This window comes from Siccirubricoccus soli, from assembly GCF_024178315.1.
GTDB classification, from domain to species: domain Bacteria; phylum Pseudomonadota; class Alphaproteobacteria; order Acetobacterales; family Acetobacteraceae; genus Siccirubricoccus; species Siccirubricoccus soli.
On the sequence record NZ_JAMZIK010000010.1, the window covers coordinates 1 to 13,495 of the forward strand.

Annotated in this window: 14 protein-coding genes; 5 read left to right on the forward strand and 9 right to left on the reverse strand. The window is 72.3% G+C overall.

Annotated elements, in window-relative coordinates; all coding sequences use genetic code 11:
- A partial coding sequence (locus NJ376_RS01940) for a Bug family tripartite tricarboxylate transporter substrate binding protein (protein WP_252951526.1) occupies positions 1–635 on the forward strand: 635 nt, incomplete at its 5' end.
- Between the two features lie 190 nt (positions 636–825).
- On the opposite strand, the gene NJ376_RS01945 is transcribed toward NJ376_RS01940, so the two are convergent.
- Positions 826–1,560: an aspartate/glutamate racemase family protein gene (locus NJ376_RS01945; protein ID WP_252951527.1), complete on the reverse strand. Its 735-nt coding sequence runs from the start codon at positions 1,558–1,560 to the stop codon at positions 826–828.
- A gap of 202 nt (positions 1,561–1,762) precedes the next feature.
- Positions 1,763–2,611: a TauD/TfdA family dioxygenase gene (locus tag NJ376_RS01950; protein WP_252951528.1), complete on the reverse strand. Its 849-nt coding sequence runs from the start codon at positions 2,609–2,611 to the stop codon at positions 1,763–1,765.
- Between the two features lie 199 nt (positions 2,612–2,810).
- Here NJ376_RS01950 and NJ376_RS01955 point away from each other — a divergent pair, with 199 nt between their 5' ends.
- Positions 2,811–3,944, forward strand: a complete 1,134-nt coding sequence (locus NJ376_RS01955) for a M20/M25/M40 family metallo-hydrolase (protein ID WP_252951529.1) — start codon at positions 2,811–2,813, stop codon at positions 3,942–3,944.
- Between the two features lie 220 nt (positions 3,945–4,164).
- Here NJ376_RS01955 and NJ376_RS01960 read toward each other — a convergent pair whose 3' ends face one another.
- Positions 4,165–5,178 carry an NAD-dependent epimerase/dehydratase family protein gene (locus NJ376_RS01960; protein ID WP_252951530.1) on the reverse strand — a complete coding sequence of 338 codons (1,014 nt, stop codon included), beginning with the start codon at positions 5,176–5,178 and terminating at the stop codon, positions 4,165–4,167.
- A gap of 435 nt (positions 5,179–5,613) precedes the next feature.
- Here NJ376_RS01960 and NJ376_RS01965 point away from each other — a divergent pair, with 435 nt between their 5' ends.
- On the forward strand, positions 5,614–6,588 hold the full coding sequence (locus NJ376_RS01965) for a Bug family tripartite tricarboxylate transporter substrate binding protein (protein ID WP_252951531.1): 975 nt from the start codon (positions 5,614–5,616) through the stop codon (positions 6,586–6,588).
- Between the two features lie 137 nt (positions 6,589–6,725).
- Here NJ376_RS01965 and NJ376_RS01970 read toward each other — a convergent pair whose 3' ends face one another.
- Positions 6,726–6,956 (reverse strand): hypothetical protein, encoded by a 231-nt coding sequence (locus NJ376_RS01970; protein ID WP_252951532.1) that lies wholly within the window; start codon positions 6,954–6,956, stop codon positions 6,726–6,728.
- A gap of 134 nt (positions 6,957–7,090) precedes the next feature.
- Between NJ376_RS01970 and NJ376_RS01975 the strand changes: the two genes are divergently transcribed.
- Complete coding sequence (locus NJ376_RS01975; RefSeq protein ID WP_252951533.1) at positions 7,091–7,516, forward strand: hypothetical protein; 426 nt, start codon at positions 7,091–7,093, stop codon at positions 7,514–7,516.
- A gap of 138 nt (positions 7,517–7,654) precedes the next feature.
- On the opposite strand, the gene NJ376_RS01980 is transcribed toward NJ376_RS01975, so the two are convergent.
- From NJ376_RS01980 to proB, 5 genes are all read right to left on the reverse strand, one after another.
- Positions 7,655–8,104, reverse strand: a complete 450-nt coding sequence (locus NJ376_RS01980; RefSeq protein WP_252951534.1) for an acyl-CoA thioesterase — start codon at positions 8,102–8,104, stop codon at positions 7,655–7,657.
- Positions 8,097–8,714 carry an HD family hydrolase gene (locus NJ376_RS01985; RefSeq protein ID WP_252951535.1) on the reverse strand — a complete coding sequence of 206 codons (618 nt, stop codon included), beginning with the start codon at positions 8,712–8,714 and terminating at the stop codon, positions 8,097–8,099. Before NJ376_RS01985 ends, NJ376_RS01980 begins: the two co-directional genes overlap by 8 nt.
- A 190-nt stretch (positions 8,715–8,904) precedes the next feature.
- The gene (locus NJ376_RS01990; protein WP_252951536.1) at positions 8,905–9,660 is read right to left on the reverse strand and encodes an MBL fold metallo-hydrolase; all 756 of its coding nucleotides are present in this window, start codon (positions 9,658–9,660) and stop codon (positions 8,905–8,907) included.
- 131 nt (positions 9,661–9,791) lie between these two features.
- Positions 9,792–10,787, reverse strand: coding sequence for an asparaginase (locus tag NJ376_RS01995; RefSeq protein WP_252951537.1), 996 nt, complete (start codon positions 10,785–10,787; stop codon positions 9,792–9,794).
- Between the two features lie 194 nt (positions 10,788–10,981).
- A complete protein-coding gene (gene proB / locus NJ376_RS02000; protein WP_252951538.1) occupies positions 10,982–12,130 on the reverse strand; it encodes a glutamate 5-kinase in 1,149 nt (382 codons plus the stop codon).
- A 256-nt stretch (positions 12,131–12,386) separates the two neighbouring features.
- Here proB and NJ376_RS02005 point away from each other — a divergent pair, with 256 nt between their 5' ends.
- The gene (locus tag NJ376_RS02005) at positions 12,387–13,379 is read left to right on the forward strand and encodes a Bug family tripartite tricarboxylate transporter substrate binding protein (RefSeq protein WP_252951539.1); all 993 of its coding nucleotides are present in this window, start codon (positions 12,387–12,389) and stop codon (positions 13,377–13,379) included.
- The last annotated feature ends 116 nt before the right edge of the window (positions 13,380–13,495 follow it).

The window sequence follows — 13,495 nt, forward strand, 5'->3', positions numbered from 1 at the left end:
GCCTGCTGACCAAGGTGCCGAACCTGATCTTCGTCCACCCCTCCACCCCGGCGCGGAACGTGGCGGAGCTGGTGGCGCTGGCCCGGGCACGGCCGGGGCAGATGAACTATGGCAGCGCCGGCAGCGGCGGCTCCCCGCATATGTGCATGGAGCTGTTCAAGATGCGCACCCGCACGAACATCAACCACGTACCCTTCCGCGGCGCGGGGCCGATGCTGGTGGAGGCGGTGGCGGGGCGGCTGGATTGCGGCTGCGACAACATGCCTTCGGTCATCGGCCATGTGCGGGACGGCAGGCTGCGCCCCCTCGCGGTGACGGGGCGGGGCCGTGCCGCGGTGCTGCCGGAGGTGCCGAGCCTGCACGAGGCCGGGCTGACGGATTTCGAGGCGACGGCCTGGTTCGGCATCCAGGCCCCGGCACGGACGCCGGCGGCGGTCGTCGCGCGGCTGGGGCAGGCGGTGGACGCGGTCACCCGCGACCCGGCCTATCGCGCTCGGCTGGCCGATCTCGGCGGCGCCCCGCCCGGCCTGACCGAGGGTGACGGCACCAGCCCGGCAGCCTTCGAGGCCTTCATCACGCAGGAAATCCGCCGCTGGGCGGAGGTGGTGCAGGCGTCCGGCGCGACGGTGGACTGATACCCGGTTCGGAAAGTCCTGACTTTACGAACCAGGTATCGCGCGCAGGGTTGGTGTGGCGGCCGCGCGCCCGTGGGCCGACGTCGGTCAGTATTTCACGCGGCCGGTATGGTACCCGGCGCGGCAGGCGAGGCGTCCCCCGGCCGGCTGTCGCCGCGCCATCCGGCCGCAACCGGCCGCCCGCCGGCCTTCAGCCGCCGCGCAGCAGCGCCGCCAGGGCGGGCGCGACCCCGCCCACCTCCCGCCCCTGCGCCGCGGCGTAGCTGCCGCCCTGCGGCTTGGGCAGCTGCAGCCGCACCAGCATCTCCAGCAGGCCGACGCCGCAGGCCATGCCGTCCAGCAGCGGCACCAGGCTGTCCGGCTGCAGCTTCGGCGCCATGCCGGCCAGGGCGGCGCCGCCCAGCACCACCGCATCCGCCCCCTGCGCCACCAGCGCGCCGAGCCCGGCCCGGAGCTTCCGCGCCACCCCGTCCGGGTCGCGCACCGCCTCCTGCGGCGTCGCCGCCACCGAGGCCAGCCCGGCCAGGCGGCTGGCGAGGCCATACTGGGCGATGCGCTCCCGGTAGGTCTCCGTGCTGCCGAAGGTCATCAGGCCGAAGCGCCCGCCGATGAGGCAGGCGGCGAAGCAGGCGGCCTCCGTCATCCCCACCACCGGGCAGGGCAGCATCTGACGCGCGGCTTCCAGCGCCGTGTCATGGCTGACGGCCAGCAGCACGCCATCCACCCGGCCGGCATGCTCCGCCAGCAGCTCCAGCAGCGCATGGCCGGCGATGATGTTCTCGGCGCGGGTGGAGATGACGGCGGGGCCGAAGCGCGGGGTCGCCGGGATGATCTCGGTGCCCGCCGCGGCCGCGCCGCGCGCCGCCGCGGCGCAGAGTTCGGTGATCGCCTCCGTGGTGTTGGCGTTCGCCACCAGCAGCTTCATCGTCCCGGCCCCTTCTGCGGATCTGCGCCGAGAGTGCGGCCAGGCCTTTCAGCGCGCCATGGCTGAATCGCGCTTGCCTGCTGTCGCAACCCGGACCGCCCGATGTCCTGCCGCGGCTTCGCCGCGGCAGGCTGTGCGAGGCTTCGGTCACCAAGCGCTTCCCGGGACCCCCGCGAAGGCGCGGAGCGACTTCGTGGGGAGCTTACCCGCCCACCAGCCCCGGCGGGGTGGCGACGCCGCCGCGAGGGGCACCGGCCGCGGTCTCGCCGAAGACCGCGCGGAAACTCTCCGGCAGAGCACGGCTGCCGGGCAAGGCCAGCCACAGGCGGAGCAGTTGCCGCACTGCCTCCTCCGGCGGCGGCGCCTCCCCCGCCGCCACCCGCTTCCAGACCAGATGCGGGTTGTGCAGCAGCAGGTCGCCCGCATGCAGCGGGATGGTCAGCGCCTGGCCCGGCGCGGCCGCCGCATCGTCCAGCGCCGCCAGGGCGGCGAGCTGGGCCGGCTCCAGCGCCGTCTCCAGCATCGACTCCCGGTCGTAGCGGCCGACGAAAGCGCCGCTCGCCGTGCTGAACACCGGCAGGGGCAACGGCGCCTCCGCCCCCAGATGCGGGAAGGGCTGGTGCAGCGTGGCCAGCGCGGCGCGATCCGATTTCATCAGCGCATTGTGCAGGGCGGGGGCGGAGACCAGCGTCACCTCCCCACCCTCCCGCGCCTGCTGCAGGCAGAGCAGCGCCACGGCATCGGCCGGGTCCGCATGGAAGCGCGCCGGCCCGCCCGACGCCGCGCCCGGCCCGGCCAGCATGCCGACCAGCCGCCCGGTGGCATCCTGCGGCAAGGGGGTGCCGAGGCCCTGGCCGAGCGCCAGCAGCGCCGCCTCCGGCGCGGCCAGCTTCTCGAGCGGCAGGCCGCGCAGCAGCACGAAGCCGCGGCCATGCTCCAGCCGCTCCGCCACGGGGCCCAGCAGCGGGGCCAGCCTGGCGGCAGGGTCCGGCTCGGCCAGGGCGGCGGCCAGCTCGGCACCGACCGGCAGCATCCAGTCGGCAGGGGTCAAGTCAGCGCCGCTCCAGACGGAGAGGCCGGCCTGGGGGATAAGCCGGGGGGGTGGGGTCATGCGCCGAAGGTAGCAGGCTCGCCCCCCCTTCCGCACCTTGCCTCTCCATGCCTGCCCCGCAGCGGGGGGTTGTGGCGGCGCGGCGAAGCGGCAAACCTGCGCCGCCCGCCCTTCCCTGGCGGCCACGGAGACCGATGCGATGGATGCCCCCGTTCTCGACCTGCCCTTCGACGCCGCGGCGATGATCCCCGGCCTGAAACGCTGGGTGGAGTGCGAGAGCCCGACCTTCGATGCCGCCGCGGTCGGCCGGATGATGGACATCGCCGCGCGGGATCTGGCCCTGCTCGGCGCGCGGATCGAGGTGATCCCCGGCCGCATGGGCTACGGCCCCTGTCTGCGCGCCACTTTCGCCCACCCCAAGGCCAGCGAGCCGGGCGTGCTGGTGATGGGCCACATGGACACCGTGCACCCGATCGGCACGCTGGAGCCCCTGCCCTTCCGGCAGGAGGGCAACCGGCTCTACGGCCCCGGCGTCTACGACATGAAGGGCGGCAATTACATCGCCGTGGAGGCCATCCGGCAGCTGCTGAAGGCCGGCATCCCCACCAGCCGGCCGGTGACGGTGCTGTTCACCTCGGATGAGGAGATCGGCAGCCCCTCCACCCGCGACCTGATCGAGGCGGAGGCGGCGCGCCATGCCGTGGTGCTGGTGCCGGAGCCGGCGCGGCCGGATGGCGGGGTGGTGACGGGGCGCTACGCCATCGCCCGCTTCAACCTGCGCACCACCGGCCGCCCCAGCCATGCCGGCGCCCGCCTGGCCGATGGCCGCAGCGCGATCCGCGAGATGTGCCGCCAGGTGGTGGCCATCGAGGCGATGACGACGGAGGACGTGACCTATTCCGTCGGCGTCATCCATGGCGGGCAATGGGTGAATTGCGTCGCCACTTATTGCGATGCGGAGAGCCTTTCCATGGCCAAGCGCCAGGAGGACCTGGATGCGGCGGTGGAGAAGATGCTCTCCCTCCGCCCTACCGGGAACGATGTGCAGCTCACGGTGACGCGCGGCGTGACGCGGCCGGTCTGGGAGCCGGATGCGAAGGGGATGGCGCTGTACGAGACGGCGCGCGGCATCGCCCGCAAGATCGGCTTCGACATCAACCACCAGAGCGCGGGCGGCGGCTCGGACGGGAATTTCACCGGGGCGATGGGAATCACCACGCTCGACGGCCTCGGCGTGCAGGGTGCCGGCGGGCATACGCTGGAGGAGCATCTGGTGATCGACAGCCTGGTGCCGCGGGCGAAGCTGTTGGCCGGGCTGCTGCAGGTCGTCTGATCGGGGCGAAGAATGGGGGCTCCGCCCCCATGCCCCGGGCAGGGGGCGGAGCCCCCCGTTGGCGGCAGTGCCGCCAACCCCCGGCAGGGTTAAAGCTTCCCCCGGCCCCCGCCCTCAGTCGGCAGGTTGAACCGTCGGGTCTGAAACTCGGACCGGGGTCCGGGGAGGAGCATCCTCCCCGGTGGGGGCTCGGGGGCAACGCCCCTGATCTTTTTCCTTGCTACTCCGCGGTCTTGCCCTCGTTCCCGTCCCGCCAGGCGATCAGCCGGCGCAGGCCTTCCCGCATATCCACCTCCGGCTTCCAGCCAATGGCGTTGAAGGCTTCCTCATGCGCGATGCGGAAGGCGCCGCCGCTGGTCAGCCGCACCTTGCCGTCATTGCCGACGAATTCCGGCTCGGGCCCGCCGCCCGCCAGCTCCGTCACCAGCTTCACCAGCTCCAGCGTGGTGATCGGCGCGACGCCGGAGGCGTTCACTGCCACATCGGTCGCATCCGCCTCGAAGGCCATGCGGTTGGCCCGCGCCAGGTCGCCGACATAGACGAAGTGCTTGGTCTCGGACCCGTCGCCGAAGACCTGCGGCGCCTCGCCGCGGCGCACCCTGTCGATGGTCTCGATGATGTAGAGCGCGTTGGCGGCGCGGTAGTGCTGGCGCTCGCCATACACCGTCGAATAGCGCAGCACGACATAGTCCTGGCCATGCTTACGGTAGGCGTCGCGGCAGAGCTGCTCGCCGATGATCTTGCTGGCGCCGTAGAGGATGGCGGCCGGCGGCGCGCCCACCGAATGGAAGGGCGTGCTCTCCACCAGCTCGCCCGAGACGCCGGGGCCATAGCCATAGACGGCGTTGGAGGAGGCGAAGACGACCTTCCTCACCTTGTTGGCGCGGCAGGCCTCCAGCGCGTTCTGCACGCCGCGGATGTTCACATCCAGCCCGCCCCAGGGGTCGCGGTCCATCGACAGCGTCATGAAGGCGGCGAGCTGCAGCACGCCGGCGGCGCCCTCCGTCACGCGCAGCAGGTCCGCCATGCGCATGACGTCGCCACGCACCAGCTTGAGGCGCGGATGGTCCTTCACATGGGCGATGGCGGCTTCCGAGCCGAAGGCGAAATTGTCGAACAGCACCACCTCGGCCGCGCCGTGATCGAGCAATTCGCCGGCGGTGGCGGAGCCGACGAGGCTGGCGCCGCCGATGATGACGAAGCGGTTGCCGGCGATGGGCACCGAAGCGGGCATGTTTCTCTCCCCTAGGGAATCGCGGCGGCATCCAAGCGCGGACCGGGCGCGGGGGAAAGGGGGCGGGTGGGCAAGAATGCTCCACAAGGCCGCCGCGTGGCGTCGTGCTCCCTGGATTCGCGGATTCCCCGGACCTGGCGCGCCTGCCGCAGCCAGGCCGCAAGGGACAGCGGGCGGCCGCAGGCTTGGCGGGTGCGCCGATCCATCGGCGGCGCCATCTCCCGCGCCACATGCACCGGCTGGTCTCCATCCCGCCGGACATGCCAAGCGAGGTCGAGGCGGCCTCCCTCCACCGGCAGGGGTGGCAGCTCATTACACCGTCCGATTGGCTCCCCTCCCAAGGTTGTGCCTGCTTGCCGGCGGGTGCATGTAGCGCCCCTGCGCGCCGGGATGGCCCCGCCTTGCCGCCCGGCGCGCCGGAAGGAAGGTCCCCCCATGAAAAGCGTGACCCGTCGCGCCGCCCTTGGCGGTGCCGGCAGCCTGTTGCTCGCCCCCCGCCTCTCCGCCCAGCCGGCCTGGCCCAGCCGGCCGGTGCGCATCATCGTGCCCTTCAGCGCCGCCGGCACCACGGATATCGTCGCCCGGCTGCTGGTGGAGCCGCTGACGGCCCGGCTCGGCCAGTCCGTGGTGGTGGAGAATCGGCCCGGCGCCGGCGGCAACATCGGCGCCGATGCCGTGGCCAAGGCCACCGACAACCACACCCTGCTGATGACGACGATCGGCACGGCGGCGATCAATTACGGCCTCTACCGCACCACCATGCCCTACAAGCCGGAGGATCTGGCGGCGGTCTCCAACATCGCCGGGGTGCCGAACGTGATCATCGCCGCGCCGAACCTGCCGGTGAAGACGCTGGCGGAAGCGGTGGCGCTGGCGAAGCGGCGCAGCGGCGGCCTGACCATCGCCTCCTCCGGCAACGGCACCTCCCTGCACCTGACCGGTGAGCTGCTGAAGCAGGTGGCGGGGATCGAGCTGGTGCACGTGCCCTTCCGCGGTTCGGGCCCGATGCTGACGGAGGTGATCGCCAGCCGGGTGGACCTGGCGGTGGACAACCTGCCGAGCTCGCTGGGCCATATCCGCGACAACCGGGTGAAGGCCCTGACGGTGACGACGCCGCAGCGCAGCCCGGCGGTGCCGGAGGTGCCGACGACGGCGGAGGCCGGCTACCCGGCGCTGGACGCCACCGCTTGGTTCGGCATCCAGGCCCCCTCCCGCATGCCGAAGGAGATCGTTGCCCGGCTGTCGCAGGAGCTGCAGGCGATCGTGAAGGAGCCGGCGATGCGGGCGAAGATCGCCGAGCAGGGCGCGGTGCCGATCGGCGACACGCCGGAGCAGTTCCAGGCCTTCATCGACAGCGAGATCGCCAGATGGGGCGAGGTGATCCGGAAGGCGAATATCAGCCTGGAGTAGATCCCCACGAAGCCGCTGCGTGGCTCCGCGGGGGCCCCGGGACGCCTGGGCATTCAGGGCCTCGCACAGCCTTCCGCGGCGAAGCCGCGGAAGGGCAACGGGCGGCGCGGGTTGCCGCAGCGGCGCCGAAGACGGGGTCAGCCCGCCTTCCCGGCCCCCGTCTCCTCCTCCTCGGCCATCGCCAGCAGCTCCGCCGTGCTCAGCAGCAGCACCCGGCGGGCGTCGAGGAGCTGCGGCGCCTGGTGCTGCAGCGTCTCCCAGCGCGCCTCCACCGCGTCCAGCGCGGCATCCAGGTTGGGGAATTCCTCCTGCTCCGGCGCCGGGCGCCCGGCGCGCCAGCGCAGATAGACCGGACCTTGTTGCGCCATGCGTGACCCTCCTCCGATCCTTCCTTTGCGTTATGGCGGCACCGGCTGACAAGCCGCCCGCACGACCCCAGATGAGGCGGGGCCGCCGGGGCGCGCGCCGGCCGGCCAGCCATCTCAGCCAGGGGGAGGGCGATATGCGCTACATCTGCGACGCGCCAGGGGGACTGAGCTGGTTCCGCCTGGAAACCGAGGCCGAAGCGGCCCAGGAATCGCTGCTGATGCGCCATGCGGTGGAGAAGCACTACCGCCGGGCGCGGGAGGATGCGGCGCAGGGATTCGACCCCTCCGGCATCCCCTTCATCGAGCAGGATATCCGCCGCGCCACGCATATCGAGCGGACCATGCCGGTTTTCCTGACGCTGCGCGACGCCGAGGGAAAGCCGCTGGTGACGGCCATGCTGCCGCCGCCGAGGCAGGGGCTGCAGGGGTTCCGGCCCATCGTCGTCGGCGCGGGGAACAGCGACCCCTTCCCGGATTACGGGGAGGCGATCGCGGCGCTGGCGCGGCATCTGCGCCTGACCCTGGACCCGGTGCTCTGCTACCCCTACCGCAGGGGCTGAGAGCGCAGTGCAGGACCGTTGCGCCGCCTTGCGGCGGCCCTGGAGGCGCTGCATTCCCGGGGCCTCGCACGGCCTCCGCGGCCAAGCCACGGAAGGGCACCGGGTGGCAGCCTGTTCCGGCAGGCGCACCAAGCCGGGTCAGCCGGATTGCCGCGCCGGCGGGATACGCTCGAAGGCCAGGACCTTGGCGATGAAGGGCTCCGGCAGCGGGGTCGGCCGGCGGGCGTCGCGCGTCGCATTCACATAGGTCAGGCGGCCGGCGACCAGCAGGGCACCGTCCCGGAAGCAGCCCATGCGGAAGCGGAAGCTGGTGCGGCCGAGATGCTCGATGCGCGCGGCGATCAGCAGCTCATCGTCATGGCCCGCCGGGGCGTGGAAATCCAGCGTGGCGTTCACCGCGAAGATATCGGTGCCGTGGCCGGCGAAGCCCGCGGCGCCGCGCCAGCCCAGGGCGCGCAGATATTCGGTGAGGCCGATATCGAAATACATCAGGTAGTTGGCGTTGAAGACGATCCGCTGCGGGTCCAGCTCCGCCCAGCGGACGCGCAGCGGGTGGGCGAAGGCGAAATCCTCGAGCGTCTCAGCCATGCGGGTCCGTCAATCGTGCCAGGGCGGCGAGGAAGCGTTCGGCGGCGCGCTCCGGCGGCCAGGGCCGCCAGGGCGGGTCGCCGAAAGCAGCCAGCGGATCCGCCTGCAGCAGCGGCGCCCGGATGCCGAGGGTGAAGCGGACCTCCTCCGGCGTCCAGCCCGCCACATGCACGGCCTCCGCCGCGGCGAGGGCGATGTCGCAGGCCTTGTGGGCGCGCTTGGCCTCCGGGGTCCAGGCCGGCAGGGCGTAGCGCAAGGCGACGGCCTGCTGCAGCCGGGATTGCAGCGCGGCGAAGCCGGTACCGAGGAAGGGCTTGAGCGGCGAGATGCAGTCGAAGCCGAGCAGGCCTTCCTCGGCATCATGCAGCAATTCGCGCAGGGCTTCCGCCTGCGTCAGCCCGCCCCTGGTGCGGGCGCGGCGGAGGGCGAGGACGGCCAGGGAATGCTGCGCGACGGAGAGTGGGGCACCCGGCCAGATGGAATGGCCGCCCCAGCGGAAGGTGCGGGAGAGGCCGATGGCCAGATCCTCATCCGTCCAGTCGAAGGGGGTGGGGGAGAGCAGGTCCAGGCGGCGGCCGGAGGGGAGGCGGACCCAGGCACGGTCTGGCATGGCGCGGTGTCGAGGGGGAGCGCTGCTCCCCCTCACACTCCCCCTCGCCAAGGGCCGAAAGGCCCTTGGATCCCTTGAGTCGGCAGGTTCAACCGTCGCGCTCCAAATTCACGGTTTCCAGAGGCCCTTCGGCCTTTGGCAGGGGCGAGTTCGAGAGGGGGCAGCGCCCCCTCTCGACACGAGGTTGCCATCAGAACCTCGGCGCCGAGATGTCGAACTCCTCCATCACCGCCAGGTCCTCGTTGAACCATGCCTTGATGCCGGCGCGGCGCTGGCCGATGTATTCCGGCTTCCCCGCGGCATCGAGCCGCATGGTGAGATCGTGCCCCGGGATCAGCAGCGTGCCGGGCTCCTGCTTCCACAGCCCCCAGATGCGGTCCAGGCTGGCGCGGCTGGCGCCGGCATCCATGGTCATGTCGGTGGTCATGGAGAGCATCTCGGCGCGGTTCTTCGCCGCGTCGCCGCTGAACACCACCGGCACGTCGTTGCCCGTCATCCGGTAGACCAGGCAGCCCGGGGTGTGGCCGGGGCAGAGATGGGCGGTGAAACCGGGCAGGAAGGCTTCATTGTCCTCCAGCAGGCGCAGCTTCGGGTGCTTCGCCAGATCCTGGAGATAGAGTTCCGGCAACGGGTTGAAGCCGACCGGGGTAGCGCTGGCCCACTCCATCTCGACGCGGCCAATCCAGATATCGGCATTCGGGAACAGCGTGTAGTTCACCGAATGGTCCCAATGCGCGTGGGTGAGGACCACGTCGGTCACGCTCTCCGGCGCGCAATCGGCGGCCTTGAGCTGCTTGCCGAATTCCGGCCGCACCGCGAAGGCGCCGACATCGACGAGGATGGTCCGCCCCTCGCCGCGCAGCAGCGCGATGGTGGACCAGCCAAGGCCGCCATGACAGAGCGACTTGCCGGGATAGCCCTGGATCAGCACGTCAATCTTGTACATCGCTTCCTCCTGTTGGGATTCCTGCGCTGCCTGTTGTCCTGGCGTGGCTTCGCCACGCCAGGCTGTGTGGGGCGCCGATCGCCGAGCGACTCCGGCCCCTCATGGCGTTGCGCAGCAACGTCATGGGGAACCTAGTAGGTGGCGAAGATGCGCTCGATCTCGAGCGGCTCGCTGCTGACGGTGAGCGCGAGCGAGAGCAGGATGCGCGCCTTCTGCGGGTTGAGGTTGTCGGCCGGGATGAAACCCGCTTCCGCCAGCTTGGTCGTCGGGAAGACGCGGCCGCTGCCGGCGCGGGTGGATTGCACGACGGTGACGCCCATCTGCTTCGCCTCCAGCAGCGCCGCGGCATCGCCCGGCGTGACGAAGCCCGGCGCGAAGCCGGCGACGACGATGCCGCGGGCGCCCGCCTCGGTGAAGGCGCGCACCGCCGTGCCATCTGCGCCGGCGTAGGAATAGGCGATATCGACGCGCGGCAAGGCATCGAGGCCGCGGATGTCGAATTCCGTGTCCGGCGCCAGCCTGCGCAGCGGGCGGCGATACCACGCCACCTTGTCGCCATCCGCCTGGCCCAGTACGCCGACATCCGGGCTGCGGAAGGTCTGCATCCGGCCGGTGGAGGTCTTCGTCACCTCCCGCGCCGCCTGGATCTCGTCATTCAGCAGCACCAGCGCGCCGAGGCCGCGCGCCCCCTCATCGGCCGCGACGCGCACCGCATTCACCAGGTTCAGCCCGGCATCGGTGGAGAGCGCGGAGGCAGGGCGCTGGGAGCCGACGACAACCACCGGCACCGGGACCTTCAGGGTGAGGGAGAGGAAGAAGGCCGTCTCCTCCAGCGAGGCAGTGCCATGGCCGATGACGATTCCGGCGAGGTCCGGGTTCTCCGCCACCACCTTGTCGCAGAGCAGGACGAGTTCCTGCCACTCCTTCCAGGCGATCTGCGGCGAGGGGACGTTGCGATAGGGCAGCGCGAAGACATCGGCGACGAGCTGCACTTCCGGGAAGCGCTCCAGGATGCCGTCGGCCTGCAGCATCAGCCCGTTGGCGCCGTAATTCACCGTGTCCAGCGGACCCTTGCCGATGGAGGCGATGGTCCCGCCGGTGCCGATGAAGGCGACGCGCTTCCTCATGCCTGCCCGCTCCCCGAAGCTGCGGGCAAGAGTGGCACGGGCGAAGGGCCGCGCCTAGCGCAAGGCCGGGTCATCCCGGAGGCGACTCTCGCCGCCCGCGCTGCTCGTTGCTTGCCGCGGCTTGGCCGCGGCAAGCTGTGCGAGGGCTGGGGAATACGGCGACTCCGGGGCCCCCATGGCGTTGCGCAGCAACGTCATGGGGAAATGAGTACGAGGTCGTCCCGGTGCACGATCTCATCCCGGCCGCGCCAGCCGAGAATCGCCTCGATCTCCTCCGAGCGGTGGCCGGCGATGCGGCCGGCATCCTCGGCGTCATAGGCGGAAAGCCCGCGCGCCAGCTCGCGCCCCGTCGCGTCGCGCACGCTCACCGGATCACCGCGGTGGAATTGCCCCTCCACCCCGCGCACCCCGGCGGGCAGCAGGGAGGAGCCGCGGGAGAGCGCCCGCGCCGCCCCCTCATCCACCGTGAGGCTGCCGAGCGGCGCCAGCGAGCCGGCGATCCAGCGCTTGCGCGCGGTGCGGCCTTCCGGCGCGGGCAGGAACCAGGTGCAGGGCGCGCCCTCCTCCATCGCCCGCAGCGGGTTGTCCCGCTTGCCCAGCGCGATCGCCATGGCGCAGCCCGCGCCGGTCGCGATCCGCGCCGCGATCAGCTTGGTGCGCATGCCGCCGGAGGAATAGCCGGGCGGCGGCTCGCCCCCCATGGCCATGATCTCGTCGGAGATCCGCTCCACCACCGGCAGGTGCCGGGCCGCCGGGTCCTTGCGCGGATCCGCGGTGTAGAGCCCGTCGATGTCGGAGAGCAGCACCAGCGCATCGGCGCCGGTCATCTCCGCGACGCGCGCCGCCAGCCGGTCATTGTCGCCGAAGCGGATCTCGGCCGTCGCCACCGTGTCGTTCTCGTTGATCACCGGCACGCAGCCCAGTTCCAGCAGCGTGCCGAGTGTCGCGCGGGCGTTGAGGTAGCGGCGGCGATCCTCGCTGTCCTCCAGGGTCAGCAGCAGCTGCGCGGCGGAGAGACCATGTGCCGAGAGCGCCTCCTGCCAGGCGCCGGCGAGGCGGATCTGCCCGACGGCCGCGGCGGCCTGCTTCTCCTCCAGCCGGAGCTTCTTCCGGGTGAGGCCAAGGGCCCGGCGGGCGAGGGCGATGGCGCCGGAGGAGACCAGCACCACCTCCGTCCCCCGCGCCCGCATGGCGGCGACATCGGCGGCCACGGAGGCGAGCCAGGCGGCGCGCGGCGCGGCGGTCTTCTCCTCCACCACCAGGGCGGAACCGATCTTCACCACCACCCGCTTCGCGTCCCGCAACAGGGGAAGGGCGGGGCCCAAGGGAACTGCCTGATCCATGACGCGGGCGCATAGCATGGGCAGGCGGGCATGGAAAAAGGGGCAGGCGGTTGGGGCTTGCCCATTGCCGGCAGTGCCGCCGCCCCGGCTGCGTCCTGGCCCGCCCCCCGGCCGGGGCTGGCGGCGGTGGCGCCAAAGGGCAGCACCCTGGCAGGGGCACCCCCCTCGCGCCCCTGCCGCCGCTTGACCCCCGCGCAGCCCAACCGGCAGGCTGGCCACAAGCGGCGCCGCCAAGCGCCCCGTGGAGGAAACGAGCATGCCCCGAGCCATGCGCCCCGGCCGCCGGGCGGCGCTGGGCCTGGCCCTGGCCGCCCCTGCCCTGGCCATTCCCGCCCGGGCCCAGGGGCCGCTGCCCTGGCCGGTCCGCGGTATCCGCCTGGTGGTGCCCTTCGGCCCGGGCGGGCCCACCGATGTCATGGCCCGCGCCCTCTCACACGGGCTGCCCCCCGTCCTCGGCCAGCCGGTGGTGGTGGAGAGCCGGCCGGGCGGCGGCGGCAATATCGGCGTCGCGCATGTCGCCCGCGCCGCGCCGGATGGCGACACCCTGCTGGTCACCTCCACCGGCTTCGTGGTGAACCCCAGCCTGTTCCGCAACCCCGGCTACGACCCGGTGCGGGACTTCGCCCCGATCACCGAGCTCGGTGCCTCCCCCAACGTGCTGCTGGCGCGGCCGGACAGCGGGATCGAGTCCGTGGCGGCGCTGGTGGCGCGGGCGAAGGCGGAGCCGGGGGTATTGAACATGGCCAATCCCGGCACCGGCTCCACGCCGCACCTGACGATCGAACTGCTGCGGCTGAAGACCGGGATCGAGGTGGTGCAGGTGCCGCACAACAGCGCCGCGCTGGCCATCCAGTCCCTGCTCGGCGGCACCACCAGCATCGGCGTCACTGCCCTGCCCCCGGCGCAGCCGCAGATCAAGGCCGGCGCGCTGCGCGCCCTGGCGCTGACCGGCGCCAGCCGCTGGCCGGACCTGCCAGAGGTGCCGACCATGCAGGAGCTGGGCTATGAGGGATTCGTTTCCGAGACCTTCCAGGGCCTGCTGGCGCCCGCCGGCACCCCGGCCGCCATCCTGGCACGGCTGACGGCGGCGGCGCGGGAGGTGCTGGCGGCGCCGCAGATCGCCGCCCGGCTGCGCGCCGCTGGGTTCGAGCTGCGCCTGGCCGGGCCGCAAGCCCTGGCCGACCGCATCGTCCGCGAAGTGCCGCTGTGGCGGGAGGTGATCCGCGCCGCCGGGCTGCCGCAGGAATAGCCGGGGCGCGGGGCCGCCCGCTGTCCGGCCCGGGGCGATTGCGGCGCGGCCGCCGCCCCTCGCAGCCTGGGCCCGGACCGCCGCCGGGCGGATGGGTTGCCGCCGCCGCGCGAGGG

Coding starts and splice junctions, on each gene's coding strand:
- proB (WP_252951538.1), bottom strand. CDS start 12,130: ATGGATCAGGCAGTTCCCTTGGGCCCCGCCCTTCCCCTGTTGCGGGAC.
- NJ376_RS01975 (WP_252951533.1), top strand. CDS start 7,091: ATGCGCTACATCTGCGACGCGCCAGGGGGACTGAGCTGGTTCCGCCTG.
- NJ376_RS01990 (WP_252951536.1), bottom strand. CDS start 9,660: ATGTACAAGATTGACGTGCTGATCCAGGGCTATCCCGGCAAGTCGCTC.
- NJ376_RS01965 (WP_252951531.1), top strand. CDS start 5,614: ATGAAAAGCGTGACCCGTCGCGCCGCCCTTGGCGGTGCCGGCAGCCTG.
- NJ376_RS01955 (WP_252951529.1), top strand. CDS start 2,811: ATGGATGCCCCCGTTCTCGACCTGCCCTTCGACGCCGCGGCGATGATC.
- NJ376_RS01960 (WP_252951530.1), bottom strand. CDS start 5,178: ATGCCCGCTTCGGTGCCCATCGCCGGCAACCGCTTCGTCATCATCGGC.
- NJ376_RS01995 (WP_252951537.1), bottom strand. CDS start 10,787: ATGAGGAAGCGCGTCGCCTTCATCGGCACCGGCGGGACCATCGCCTCC.
- NJ376_RS01985 (WP_252951535.1), bottom strand. CDS start 8,714: ATGCCAGACCGTGCCTGGGTCCGCCTCCCCTCCGGCCGCCGCCTGGAC.
- NJ376_RS02005 (WP_252951539.1), top strand. CDS start 12,387: ATGCCCCGAGCCATGCGCCCCGGCCGCCGGGCGGCGCTGGGCCTGGCC.
- NJ376_RS01970 (WP_252951532.1), bottom strand. CDS start 6,956: ATGGCGCAACAAGGTCCGGTCTATCTGCGCTGGCGCGCCGGGCGCCCG.
- NJ376_RS01945 (WP_252951527.1), bottom strand. CDS start 1,560: ATGAAGCTGCTGGTGGCGAACGCCAACACCACGGAGGCGATCACCGAA.
- NJ376_RS01980 (WP_252951534.1), bottom strand. CDS start 8,104: ATGGCTGAGACGCTCGAGGATTTCGCCTTCGCCCACCCGCTGCGCGTC.